General features: G+C 36.0%; 11 protein-coding genes and 1 pseudogene. 7 read left to right on the top strand and 5 right to left on the bottom strand.

Features of this window, described 5'->3' with window-relative positions:
• The 3 genes and pseudogenes from F6K54_RS28725 to F6K54_RS28715 form a co-directional block, all read left to right on the top strand.
• Nucleotides 1-758, top strand: a pseudogene (locus F6K54_RS28725) (flavin-dependent dehydrogenase); the annotation flags it as partial.
• Entirely contained in the window at nucleotides 758-958 is a 201-nt protein-coding gene (locus F6K54_RS28720; RefSeq protein ID WP_293085332.1) for a hypothetical protein, read from the top strand. The pseudogene F6K54_RS28725 and the gene F6K54_RS28720, both read left to right, overlap by 1 nt.
• A 257-nt stretch (nucleotides 959-1,215) precedes the next feature.
• Nucleotides 1,216-1,866, top strand: coding sequence for a hypothetical protein (locus F6K54_RS28715; protein ID WP_293085329.1), 651 nt, complete (start codon nucleotides 1,216-1,218; stop codon nucleotides 1,864-1,866).
• Between the two features lie 585 nt (nucleotides 1,867-2,451).
• Here F6K54_RS28715 and F6K54_RS28710 read toward each other — a convergent pair.
• Entirely contained in the window at nucleotides 2,452-2,664 is a 213-nt protein-coding gene (locus F6K54_RS28710) for a hypothetical protein (RefSeq protein ID WP_293085327.1), read from the bottom strand.
• Between the two features lie 792 nt (nucleotides 2,665-3,456).
• Between F6K54_RS28710 and F6K54_RS28705 the strand changes: the two genes are divergently transcribed.
• Genes F6K54_RS28705 through F6K54_RS28695 form a run of 3 tightly spaced genes read left to right on the top strand, consistent with a single transcriptional unit; the run spans nucleotide 3,457 to nucleotide 4,397 of the window.
• Entirely contained in the window at nucleotides 3,457-3,756 is a 300-nt protein-coding gene (locus F6K54_RS28705) for a hypothetical protein (protein WP_293085324.1), read from the top strand.
• 43 nt (nucleotides 3,757-3,799) lie between these two features.
• Nucleotides 3,800-4,057 (top strand): hypothetical protein, encoded by a 258-nt coding sequence (locus tag F6K54_RS28700; protein ID WP_293085321.1) that lies wholly within the window; start codon nucleotides 3,800-3,802, stop codon nucleotides 4,055-4,057.
• Entirely contained in the window at nucleotides 4,020-4,397 is a 378-nt protein-coding gene (locus F6K54_RS28695; protein ID WP_293085318.1) for an IS200/IS605 family accessory protein TnpB-related protein, read from the top strand. The genes F6K54_RS28700 and F6K54_RS28695 overlap by 38 nt, the downstream gene beginning before the upstream one ends.
• A gap of 359 nt (nucleotides 4,398-4,756) precedes the next feature.
• Here the strand turns inward: F6K54_RS28695 and hisF are convergent, their stop codons facing one another.
• Together hisF and cax are read right to left on the bottom strand one after the other, a co-directional pair.
• A complete protein-coding gene (gene hisF, locus F6K54_RS28690) occupies nucleotides 4,757-5,527 on the bottom strand; it encodes an imidazole glycerol phosphate synthase subunit HisF (protein ID WP_293085315.1) in 771 nt (256 codons plus the stop codon).
• 380 nt (nucleotides 5,528-5,907) lie between these two features.
• Nucleotides 5,908-7,032: a calcium/proton exchanger gene (cax, locus tag F6K54_RS28685; RefSeq protein WP_293085313.1), complete on the bottom strand. Its 1,125-nt coding sequence runs from the start codon at nucleotides 7,030-7,032 to the stop codon at nucleotides 5,908-5,910.
• Nucleotides 7,033-7,053: 21 nt separating this feature from the next.
• Here cax and F6K54_RS28680 point away from each other — a divergent pair, with 21 nt between their 5' ends.
• Nucleotides 7,054-7,260, top strand: a complete 207-nt coding sequence (locus F6K54_RS28680; protein WP_293085310.1) for a hypothetical protein — start codon at nucleotides 7,054-7,056, stop codon at nucleotides 7,258-7,260.
• Nucleotides 7,261-7,267: 7 nt separating this feature from the next.
• Here F6K54_RS28680 and F6K54_RS28675 read toward each other — a convergent pair whose 3' ends face one another.
• Complete coding sequence (locus F6K54_RS28675; protein ID WP_293085307.1) at nucleotides 7,268-8,494, bottom strand: transposase; 1,227 nt, start codon at nucleotides 8,492-8,494, stop codon at nucleotides 7,268-7,270.
• Between the two features lie 375 nt (nucleotides 8,495-8,869).
• Nucleotides 8,870-11,368 (bottom strand): HAD-IC family P-type ATPase, encoded by a 2,499-nt coding sequence (locus F6K54_RS28670; protein ID WP_293085304.1) that lies wholly within the window; start codon nucleotides 11,366-11,368, stop codon nucleotides 8,870-8,872.
• Between the last annotated feature and the right edge of the window lie 1,249 nt (nucleotides 11,369-12,617).

The following is a 12,617-nucleotide window of genomic DNA, read 5'->3' as shown; positions in this document are numbered from 1 at the left end:
TAATCTTGCCAGAATATCGACGGTGTGACATGGATAAATTAGTTTGGAAAAAGCCAACTTTTGGTTATATTCCTGGGCATTTTAGTATCAAAGGTAGCGATCGCCAGGTGGCTTTTGACCGTTTAATTTGTATTGGTGATGCTGCTTCTCTCCAGTCTCCTTTAGTGTTTACTGGTTTTGGTTCTTTAGTCAGAAATTTACCTCGTTTAACCGATCTTCTAGATACTGCTTTAAAATATGATTTACTCAGTGCTAATCACTTAAATCAAATTCGTGCTTATCAAAGTAATATTGCTGTTACTTGGTTATTTTCTAAAGGAATGATGGTCCCAACTGGAAAGTTTTTACCACCCCAAAGAATTAATTCTATATTGAATACATTTTTTGGATTATTAGCAGAGGAACCACCAGAAGTAGCAGATACTTTTATTAAGGATAGAGCTAATTGGTTTACTTTTACTAGATTAGCTCTAAAAGCAGCTAGAAAAAATCCTTATCTTTTATTGTGGATTTTAGATTTTATCAACTTTCAGGAAGTATTACTCTGGACAATAAGTTATATCAATTTCACTTTGTTTAGTTTAATGAATTTCCTATTAGGATGGTTGCCTAGTTTTGCCCGCTGGATTCAACCTTGGTTAGAACCTCGTTATCCTAGTTTATGGTTTTGGATATTGGCTAATAGTTATGCTTTAACTTATAATGTTGGTCAACCAAAAGTGAAATTTACACTACAAAAATCGGCTTTGGTGAATTAGTGTATGATATTAATCTTAATTACTTAAAAGTCAGGAGTCAGGAGGGAAGAAAGAAGGAAGAAGGAAGAAGGAAGAAGTGGGTGGGGGTTCAAAACCCAACCAATTGTAAACACCGTTTAGACGGTGGGGTATTAAACCCAAAAGAAAAAGATAACTATAGCAATCAGGAATCAGATGTGAGAATTGAGGTGTTTCTTTAAAGCATAGAATATAGCAGTTATCTTATTCTTATGTATTCGTTTCTTCCCTCCATACCTATTCCCTCCATACCTAAAACAAAAGTCTCTAATATCTCACAACTAAAATCATATTGCTATATATTATTTGATTATTTGATTGCCAATTAACAACAGAATCTATCACAATCAAATTTATGGGTATGTTCAACAATTAATAATTAACAATTAATAATTAATAATTAGGGCTTGCTGATTAAATCTAAAAATTTCAAACAATTATGCGGTTAGATTTAGAAGGATTAGAAATTACAAAGGGTGAACTTAAACATCTAAGTGGAGTAAGTTTAGGTAAAATATTGCGACCGCCCACCAAAACTAAATATTTATTAGAAGGTTTGAAAAGTTTACTAATAGCTTTGCTGTTATTAGTTAGTTACTGGATGGTAGTACAAATCTTAAATAAACACCATTTATTATTAATAGTTATTTATTTAGTTATGGCAATAGGATTATTTTTAGAAGATATCTATAAAATATTTATGACTCGTAAAAATCAACGTCTGATTAAATTATTTGAGGATATAGATAAATATAATTCGATTATTCAAGCGATCGCTATTAATGACAGAATTGAAGCTGCTGGGAACCCCCAAGTTAAATTAAGTAATCGCACCAAAATTATGGAGGCTCTCAAACTAATTAGAGAAGATTTAATTAGGGCATTGAAAACTGAGCGAATTATCCGGGAAAATAATAAATTTATTAATAATAATACAGACTTATTTACCTTTAATTTTAATACTTTGACAGCTTTGCAAATTAATGATAAAGCTAGCGAACATGGAAAATTACTTAACGAAGCTCTAGAAATAGCAATTGAAGTTAGGGAAGAGATGAAAAAATTACAAGATGAACATTCGCTAAATTAATGGACTTCCAAGTAGGAGTTAGGGTTTGCGCTCAAAAGTCTTTTAGTAGGGGTAGGAGACAGGACACAGGAGACAGGAGACAGAATAAATGGGAATTATAGAGGAGGTAGTCGGAAAAATTGTCAGAGTTATTTTTCTGCCATAATCGTCCCAAAATACTAGCTTTTCAGTTCAAAAAGCTGAAAAGCTGGTACTTTTTTAGATCAAAAAATGCTAAAACCAATATAAGTCAATGCTTTGATATTTAATCCCACATTCCGCACGTCAAGAGCGTAACATTAAAAGTAGTATACAATTTCTATTATTGGTAAATATTTATACTGTATAAATTACTTCTCAAAAGTCAAATTCTCAGTTAAATATTAAGCAATAAATACTTACTGAATTATTGACTCTTATTGACCAATATAACTTTCTTCTGACTTTTGACTTCTGACTTTTAACTTTTAACTTTTAACTTTTGACTTTTGACTTGTATTTTTATGCTACGTTTTGTCTTGCGGAATGTAGGTGTAGAGACTTGCTCAAATCCCCGTTACAAAAACAACTTCTGACTTCTGACTTCATTAAACCTTCAAGACCACCTTAAAAATATGCATAGGAGTGTTGAGACATTTGAGCTAGGTCACTCATACAAGTACCCATCAGAAAATAAACTACCATCATTGCAGCAGCAGATGTAGCAACTAAAATACCAGCTAGCATTAGGGAAAATTCTCGATGATTGAATGATTCCTGCATGAGATGCAAGGACCAAGCCACTAAGGCCACATCAAGTATTAGAATAGTGAATAACATAAGTTACGTTTTGTAACAGTTCCTCTATTCTAACAACATTTCTTAAAAAAACACCCTAATTTTTTTACTAAAAAAATATAAAACCCACATTCCGCACCACAAGATGTAGTATAGGGTCAGGAGTCAGTAGACAACCCACCCCTCGCCCCTCCCCCTCCCAACCCACCCCTAGCCCCTCCCAGGAGGGGAGGGGGAGACAGGAGACAGAATTTAGAAGAAAATTATAGCTGCCGTGATTGAGTAATCATAAGAGCAAGTATTTATGCTTAATTTTTTACTCGGAATTTGATCAACGAAAAAAGTAATTGAGATGATTTGCATAGTATAAATACCTACCAAGCTACAGATTTATATACTACTTTTAATGTTACAAGTTGACGTGCAGAATATGGGATAAAAGTATAGCGCTACGCAAATAGGTTAGGACATTCCTCTGTTCCCTGTTCCCTGTTCCCTGTTCCCTTACCTAAATAACACGGGAGCATGAAAGCCATCGTCTTTTAAGCGATGGATGAAAGGCGAGGAGTCGGATTTTAATCCGATGTATTTTATTTGACCGAAAAGCCACGTTGAAGGTCCCGTATTTGAACCGTGGGGATTAAAACAAGGGAGTTATTTAGACTAGACAACTAAAGTAGTCCTCTGTTACTATGATTAACAATAAGTTTTCGGTCCGCCTGTTTCAAATGTACTCTTGTCAGCAAGTTTTAGTAGGTAAAAATCCCGAATTAATTGCTATCTTAAAATTCTTGTGCGAACAGTCTCACAAGCTAACTAACATGGGAATATATTATGCCAGGCAACTATATTTTAAGTCTCAAAAAGGCATTGGCAAGTATGACGCAAGAATTGGTATACAAAAAGAACAATCACTATAAAGTTTTATATTCTCAAGCAGCACAACAAATATTGAGAACTGTAGCTGAATCATTTCGCTCTTATTATGGTCTAATAAAAGCCTATAATGAAGGTACAATCGAACACAGACCAAGGATTCCTAACTATAGAAAAAAAGGGGGAATGGCTACAGTTAGCTATCCCAAACAAGCATTAAAACTTAAAGATAATCAAATTAGAGTACCACGCTTGTAATACCTGTAAGCGCTGGTTTGGTCTAGATTGCTTTTATATTCCTATGCCAAGTAATCTTGAATTTTTATCTCTTAAAGAACTGAGAATATTACCGAGAAATAGATGCTTTACCCAAGAATTTGTCTATGAAAAAGAAGAAGTAGTTAAACCTCAATTAAATCAAGATAATGTATTAGGAATAGACCATGGTGTAAATAATTGGTTGACCTGTGTATCTAATGTAGGTACAAGCACGGGTTGTAGATGGGAAACAGATAAAATCAATGAATCGTTGGTACAACAAACAAGTATCAACTATTAAAGAAAATCAACCGACTGGATTTTGGTCAAATAAACTAGCTGCCACTACAGAAAAACGTGATTGCTTCGTTCCTCGCAACCAAATTCGTGACGGAATTAATAAAGCAGCCAGAATAGTAATTAATCATTGTTTAAAAAATTCTATTGGTACAATTGTTTTTGGTTGGAATAAAGGTCAGAAAAATCAAATAGAATTAGGAAAAAAAAATAATTCAGAATTTGTGCCAATTCCTACAGCTAGACTGAAAGAAAGAATAGCTCAGTTATGCTCTGAATATGGAATAATATTTATAGAAACACCAAGAGAGTTATACAAGTATAGCTTCATTTTTAGATGGTGACGATCTGCCTATTTATGGTGAGAAACCCAATGATTGGAAACCGTCAGGAAAAAGAATAAAGCGTGGTTTGTATAAAAGTAGTAATAATTGGTTAATTAATGCAGATTGTAATGGGGCTGCAAATATAATCACAAAAGTAAGCAGAAAGCTAAGGTTAAACTTAAGCCGACTGTGTAGGGGCACTTTGACTTGTCCCCAGAGAGTTTGTCTTTGGTCAGCTAAGAATAGACGGAGCAACACGGATTTATCCTGTTGCGTAGTATCTGCTTAGAATCCCCTCGGCAATAGCTGCGGGGAGTAGTCAAAATCTCAACTTATTGTCCTAACCAAAAGACGTAGCGCTATAACGTTAATTAGCCTTAACCATGTCTCACAGGAACTTGATGATTAGCCAAATAATCCTTAATTTCCGACACACTTAGTTGACCATAATGAAGTAAAGAAGCAAGTAAAGCCGCTTCTGCCCTACCCTCAGTTAAAGCCTCAAAAATGTGCTGACAGTTACCCGCACCACCAGAAGCAACCACTGGAATTTGAACATTTTCTGCTATAGCTCTAGTGAGCGCTAAATCATAACCAGCTTGGGTTCCATCAGCATCCATACTTGTAACAAGAATCTCTCCTGCACCTCTTTTCTCCACTTCCAATGCCCAAGATATTGCATCTTTGCCAGTATTTTCTCGTCCACCCCGCACATAAACGTCCCATCCTAATGTGTCTGAGTCTAGACGACGACGGGCATCAATAGCTACCACGATACATTGATCCCCGAAACGGTCACTTGCCCGATCAATCAAGTCAGGATTACGCACCGCTGCCGAATTTATACTGACTTTATCTGCACCTGCTCTTAACAAATCTTTAATATTTTCTAAGGATTGGATACCACCACCAACTGTTAGAGGTATAAAAACCTGCTCTGCGGTCCTATAGACCACATCTATTATGGTACCTCGGTCTTCGTGAGTAGCAGTAATATCAAGAAAGACCAATTCATCAGCACCAGCATCATTGTATACTTGGGCCAGTTCTACAGGGTCTCCAGCATCTTGAAGATCAACAAAGTTGACACCTTTAACGACTCGACCTGCATTAACATCAAGACAAGGTAAAATTCTTTTGGCTAGCATAGAAATTAAGTTACTTATAAACGACGGAGTTAGAAGTTAGAAGTCAAAAGTCAAAAGTCAAAAGTTAAAAGTTAAAAGGGAAGAAATCAGAAGTCAAAAGTTAAAAGTTAGAAGGGAAGAAATTAGAAGTCAAAAGTCAAAAGTCAAAAGTTAAAAGTTAAAAGGGAAGAAATCAAAAGTCAAAAGTTAAAAGGGAAGAAAAGTAAATAAGAGGTCTAGTAGTAGAGCGTTTCAGCTAAAACTGTGCAATAGATTTTTGTTTCTAGGTGTGTCGATTCCCCCATCTCCCCATCCCCCTATCTCCCCATCTCCCCATCCCCCTATCTCCCTATCTCCCCATCTCCCCATCCCCCCATCTCCCCTACTAACTTCTGACTTCGTTAACTTAATCCTTCAATGACAGGATGGTAATAGAAAGCTAATCCCAAAACGGCGTAAGCTGCTAATAATAAAGCTCCTTCTAACCAATCAGAACGACCATCAGAACTTACAGAATTAGCAATTAATACTGCTACTACTACTGCTACTAATTCAAAAGGATTAAAATTCAAATCCATTGGTTGACCGAGTAATAAACCCGCCAAAATTAACACTGGTGCTACAAATAAAGCAATCTGTAAACTAGAACCTACTGCCACTGAAACAGACAAATCCATTTTATTTTTCATAGCAACAGTAACTGCCGTAGCGTGTTCGGCAGCATTACCAATAATTGGAACTACAATTACACCAGTAAATAAAGTAGTTAATCCCAAAGTTTCTGTAGCTTCTTCGAGAGAATCAACCAATAATTCTGATTCAAATGCTACTGCTAAAGTTGCTACTAATAGTACAGAAATCCACAGTAATAAATTAGGTTTATGTTCAGAATGTTCTTCTGATTCAGTATCAGTATTAGAAGCTGAATCTTCTGATTCATTACCTGCCACACCAACTTCATATAAATAAGAGTGGGTCTTCATGGAAAATAATAAGGTGAGTATATAAACAGCAATTAAAACTACTGCTACTGCACCCGACAAATTTTGCATAGTATTTTGACTAATACCATCAGAAGTAGCATTTACGGCTGTTGGAACTAAAATTGCAATTACAGCTAAGTTCATTGCTGAAGCATTTAAACGAGCTACTACAGACTGAAATTTTTGTTCTTTGAAACGTAGCCCACCTAAAAACATTGATAAACCCATTACTAACAATAAGTTACCAATTATAGAGCCAGTAATACTTGCTTTTACTACACTTACTAACCCCGCATTTAGAGCAACAATACCAATAATTAATTCTGTAGCATTTCCAAATGTAGCATTCAAGAATCCACCTAAGTTAGGACCAAGAACAACAGCAATTTCTTCTGTAGCTGTACCCATCCAACCTGCTAAAGGAATAATTGCTATAGCAGATGTAATAAAGATAGCCGATGAACCCCATTCTAGGAAATGACCTGCAATTGAAATTGGAATAAATACTAATAGAATTGAAAGGATTGTTTTTGTATTTAGCATAAGGTGTAAATTCTCTGTTTAGTGAATCAGAAATTAGGCAAAAATCAACAAGATTTGCTGAAAAAGTATTTTACAGATGGGTATAATTCAGGAGTTAGAAATCAGGAATTAGAGATCGGGATAAATATGAAAAGCCTAAGCAAAGGCAAGCAAAGGATAGAAGAAATAGGAGATTTTTTTGGATATCCTAGAGGGATTATAGTTCATAAAAATATAGTCAAAGGCTGACTAATCCTTATTTTGCAGGAGTTACCCTGACTGGGTGAACTACAACACCCTCTATCCCATAGTCAAAAACATTTGGGACTGCTTTTCTCATAATATTTAAAGAACCATTCACATCGGCATTAATTAATCTTTTGCTTGCGGTACGATACAAACCTCTCTTTACTCTTTTTCCTGAAAAGGTGACTTGATTTTTCTCACTTTTGTTGTAAACAGGAATCAAATCATTATCTATAAAGCTTGATGTGGAGGTATAAGATTCTTCTGTAATAATTACATCTATCCCTACCATCTTGGCTTTATAAGATAACATTTCTATTAACTTGTTATAGGGAACAGATACAAAGTTTTGATTATTTCTTTTCCCTAAATTTATCTTCTGTTTCCACTCTTCATTGTGACCGATTATCAATGTTCCTATTTCCCGATCAATTAGAGTATTAATAATTAAACGGGATGCTTTATGAAGGTAATTGTTGATTTTAAATTCTCTTTTATTGCAAAGCTTTTTCAGCCTCTTACTCCATTGATTTTCTTTGAGTTTAGATTGTAAGAAACTCTTCACTTTGTTATAGTATTGATTGATAGATTTTAACGGTCTGCCATTGATCAATAGCGGTTTTATTCCGGCTTGATTAAAAGTTAATGTAGCTAGATTGTTTAATCCTATATCAACACTTGCACAACTATTTTTCTCTAGCTCGTATTGTTTTTCGCATTTCTCATAAATCACCTCTATTACATAATGGTTCAGTCTGGGGACGAGACGAACTTGTTTAATTTGTGAAGTAGGTACTAATGTTTTTAGATAAATCCCGGTTTTACTGGGATTAATAATTCCTTGTTTGAATTGCTTCTTACTGATAGCTTGTGTGGTATAAACTACAAGATTTCTTCCTGTTATTTTATTTTTATATCTCGGAAGACGAGGACGAGCATTAAACTTCGATGGGTTCTGTTTATAAACTTCGTTCGCTGCTAAAAAACTTTTCCAATTTCTATCTAGTATCATCAAGATTTGTTGAGATACTTTAGCTGGTATTGCTTGATAATCTGATTGAGTAGAGAGTGTTTTTTGCAGGTCGTAATAGTGACGATAATTATTTTCAAAGATGAAAGATTGACGAACTAAATAGTTAGCATAGTTATAAAGATTTTTCGACAAGAAACATAGTCTGTCAATTTCATCATAAAACCGATGATTTTTTTGAATAATATGTCTCTCAACTAATTTCATAAATCAAGGGGTTAAAATTATATTAGGATTCGAGAATTTCGGAATTTTTATTTTGATTTAGTCTGGAATTAATAGTCAATTTCATTATACTATTAAACTTATGGCCTTTGAGTTATTAAATTTTGTCAAATATTTAGTAGCTATGCTTGCATAAATCAACGAAGATATTTGACATCACTTGACTACATAAGACTATCTTTATGTATGACTTTTATTATACCAAGTCATTTCAGTTATTCAGTTATCAGTTATCAGTTGTTAAGGTTAGTTTTTTTTCAATACTTTGAATTCTCTCTAAATCTCTCAATGCTAATTCCTGCTCTAAAGACAATAAATTAATAGCTGATAGCTGATAGCTGACTGCTGACCGCTTTTTTAACTAAGGTCCACACCTAAAAATTTGTCTAGAAGTTTGGCTCGCCAGACATAACGTAATAATAAACACCACACTAAAGCTACCCAACTAATCACAACATAATCATGGGCACTTAGTAAAGATAATTCAAAAAATTGACGTAGAGGCGGAACAGCTAAAATTATCACATAGATTCCTAACAAGGCCAAGGCAACTAGGGAATAACGCCAGTCTCTACTCAAAGGTTCTCCACCAACCCAAACCCTACTTGGGGGCTTCAGAAAAGGCACTAAGAGTAGACCACACAAAACCATAATAGTTACTAAGGCACTACGAGGAACAGAAAGAAGCTGATTAGTAATAACCACACTATTATCCATCAGACTATTTTCCTCAAGAGAAGCCAACACTGTCACAACTAAATAACCCAAATAAACACCCAAAGCGACAAGAGTAAGACTCAAAGTAGCAGGTAAAGTAAAGTGAAGTAGCGATCGCACCAAACTACGACGAGGCAACATTCCTGACTTTGCCCACAGAGGAATACAAAAACTAGGAAAACCCACTGATATAAGAGTAACAACTGCACTATGCTTATTCAATAGTGGGAAAGTCCCACCAACAAATCCTGTAGCAAAAATCAATAAGCTGACACAAAACACCCTAATCATAAACAGTTTCAGTACATCCTGTATACCATTACGAATGCGTTGTCCTTCCAGAAAAGTATGAGGCAAAGACCCAAAAGAATTTTTCAGCAAAACAATATCCGCCACACTACGAGTGGCCTTACTACCACCCTCCATAGCGATCGCCAAATTTGCCTCTTTCAATGACAAAACATCATTAACCCCATCTCCAATCATCGCTACATAATGACCTTGCTCCTTAAAGCTGCGAATTAGTTTAGCTTTCTGCTCTGGAGTAACACGGCCAAAAATTGTATTTGCTTCAGCAGCTTGAATAAACTGAGCTTCATCTAATTCGGCCAACTCCGCCCCAGAAATAACTTGAATATCCGAGCCAAGTCCGGCTTGTAAGGCCAAAGTAGCCACAGTCTGAGGATTATCTCCTGAAATTACTTTTACCTCTATTCCAGCTTCAGAAAAACCATGTATCGTTTCACGAGCTTCTGGCCTTAGTTCATCTTTAAAGCTAATAATTCCCAGAGGAGTTAATTCAGTAGGTAGTTGTGGCTGTTCCAAATCATTATTCAAGCTATTAATATTTGGGCTATGAGTAAATAAAAGGACTCGAAGACCCTGTTGAGCTAATTCTTGAATTTGCTGAGTAACTTCTGTACTTAGAGGTGTAACTGTCGCTAATACTTCTGGGGCGCCAAGAATGTATGTTCCAGAATCTGAACTTTCCTTTTGACCTTCAAAACTCATACCGCTCCATTTACGAGCTGAAGTAAAAGGAATTTCTGCAATTAGCTCCAGTCGATGTCCAGAGCAAACTTCTTCTACAGCTTCAATTGTTTGATTTTTCGCAGTAGTGCTAGCCGCATAATCACCCAACAAACTTCGTAACTTAACTTCATTAATTCCTATGGGATAGACAGTCTGTAAACGAATTCGGTTAGCTGTTAATGTGCCAGTTTTGTCCAAGCATAAAACATCTACATTACTCAATGATTCCACAGCATTAGCTTGCTGAATCAGAACTTCCTGCCCTACCATTTTGACTGCACCGAGGGCATAAGCAAGAGTTATAGCCAAATAAAGCCCACTTGGTACAAGGCCAGCAATTACTGCAGCATATTGTACGCTGTCAGCAAATGTATAAATCCTTATAAACCAGTTAATGGCAACAAGTATCCACAAAAAGCATGACAAGAGTAAAAATACTCTAATTACCAAGTTAATTTCTTGTTGTAGGGGGGTGTAAATTTGACGGAATGCTCTGGCACTAACTGTTAATTGATAGGCAAAACTTTCAGTTCCTACTTTTTGAGCTACATAACAAGCAGTACCACTAACACAAAAACTACCAGAATAAACTGGTAGTCCCACTTGCTTCGGAATTAGATCTGATTCTCCAGTTAGTAGTGATTCGTCCACTTCAATTCGGCCTTCTCCTACGATTTGGCCATCAACTACTATTTGATCTCCAGCCTGGGCAACTAATATATCTCCGACTACGATTTCACTGGGATCAATGTTTTGTTGTTTACTTTCTCGAATAACGGTAGCTAATGGTCTTGTTAATAGAGCAATTTGATCTAGTTTTTGTTTAGCCCATATTTCTTGGCAAACACTAACTACAACACCACCTAAAATAACCACAATCACAAGGAAAGCATCCCCATAACGAGAAATGGAGAGTAAAACAAGGCTAATAGTTAAGAAAACAGCATTGATAAAAGTAAATAAGTTTTCCTTTAGTATTTGGCTATAGGAGCGACTTGTATCTAATTTGACCTGATTTCCTAGACCAGCATTACGACGAGTAATAACTTCGTTTTCTGTAAGTCCTTGAGTAATTGAGGTCTGGTTGATATCTTGGCGATCGATCATGGCATTTGTGCTAAATTTCTCAAAAAAAAATTATGTGTTAACAGTTTCAGCCAAAGTTTTTGATCTTCAATTAATGGCCTTTTGATGACAATAAATTAACTGAAGTTGGTATCATAAACATTCAACACAAATATAGTCATATATAGTTATATGTAGTCTTTTGTCTCCAGAAATTAGGGCAACTATTGACATAATCTAACAATGTCTGTGATGATAGAAAACCAAATAGTCTCAAGAGTCAACGATCTGAGTTCAATCAAATCAACTGGTATCGTAGGAAACAGACAATAATTAAAAGCTGTGAAATCAACTAAAAGGTTAGCATTTTTGCTTCATCTTGAAAGACTAAAAAACCGTATTCTATTCTGAGCAAGCTAACCTAGTAGTCTTTGGTATAGCAGGAGACAGACAATAATTAAAAGCTGTGAAATCAACTAAAAGGTTAACATTTTTGCTTCATCTTAAAAGTTTACCGCCAAGAAATAAATTTATTTGCTCATAGCAGAAGTCATCTTAAAGATGACTAAAGATAACTGATTTATCAGGAAAGGCAGAGGGCAGGAGACAGAAGGGAATTGTTCCTCCCACTCTTTGCTTGTCACCTTCAAGGAACAAGGGTATAAAACCCCACCGTCTAGTAGTGCCTATAATTGGCTGGGGTCAAAAACTCCATCCAATTGTTTCTTCTGCCCTCTGCCTTCATTAATTATGGCTAATTAGGGCTTGCTGATTAAATCTAAAAGTATTTACAGATAAAGGTTTTATATCATGTCCGGATAATAGCGTGATAAAAAACCTTTTCCCTTCTAACCTTTTCTTTCCTCTCTTGGTGCGCATTCCCTTGCGTCTGACGCCGACGCGGGGTCGCACCGCTTCTGCCTCCTGCCTCCAGCTCCCGCTGCCTTACCTCCTCCAAAGTGTAAGTATTCAACCGGACATGATATTAGCCTTTTTGGAGCTTTTAAAAATGCCTGATTTTCAGCTCTTAACGCTCAAAAAGGAGCGTATTTTAGGCGCATAGTTGGGCAGAAAAATCAAGGGACAAAACTTAGATCCTACCTCCTCGTTCATTCCCTTTTCTCCTGTCTTCCCCTCCCCTCCTGGGAGGGGCTAGGGGTGGGTTGTCTTCCCCTCCTGGGAGCAGGGCTGTTTCAAAGTATTGTAGATTAAAGATGAGCGGGAGAACGGGAGTAATGGGCATTGTGGAACAGTGAAATTTGCCAAAATTTGCCGATTTTGAGCGCGATTA

Origin of the sequence: Okeania sp. SIO3B5 (genome assembly GCF_010692555.1) — a bacterium.
Lineage (GTDB): Bacteria > Cyanobacteriota > Cyanobacteriia > Cyanobacteriales > Microcoleaceae > Okeania.
The sequence above is the reverse complement of the archived record's forward strand: the minus strand, read 5'-3'. Positions and strand labels throughout refer to the sequence as shown.

Coding starts and splice junctions, on each gene's coding strand:
- F6K54_RS28700 (WP_293085321.1), top strand. CDS start 3,800: ATGCCAAGTAATCTTGAATTTTTATCTCTTAAAGAACTGAGAATATTA.
- F6K54_RS28670 (WP_293085304.1), bottom strand. CDS start 11,368: ATGATCGATCGCCAAGATATCAACCAGACCTCAATTACTCAAGGACTT.
- F6K54_RS28715 (WP_293085329.1), top strand. CDS start 1,216: ATGCGGTTAGATTTAGAAGGATTAGAAATTACAAAGGGTGAACTTAAA.
- F6K54_RS28705 (WP_293085324.1), top strand. CDS start 3,457: ATGCCAGGCAACTATATTTTAAGTCTCAAAAAGGCATTGGCAAGTATG.
- F6K54_RS28675 (WP_293085307.1), bottom strand. CDS start 8,494: ATGAAATTAGTTGAGAGACATATTATTCAAAAAAATCATCGGTTTTAT.
- F6K54_RS28695 (WP_293085318.1), top strand. CDS start 4,020: ATGAATCGTTGGTACAACAAACAAGTATCAACTATTAAAGAAAATCAA.
- cax (WP_293085313.1), bottom strand. CDS start 7,032: ATGCTAAATACAAAAACAATCCTTTCAATTCTATTAGTATTTATTCCA.
- F6K54_RS28710 (WP_293085327.1), bottom strand. CDS start 2,664: ATGTTATTCACTATTCTAATACTTGATGTGGCCTTAGTGGCTTGGTCC.
- hisF (WP_293085315.1), bottom strand. CDS start 5,527: ATGCTAGCCAAAAGAATTTTACCTTGTCTTGATGTTAATGCAGGTCGA.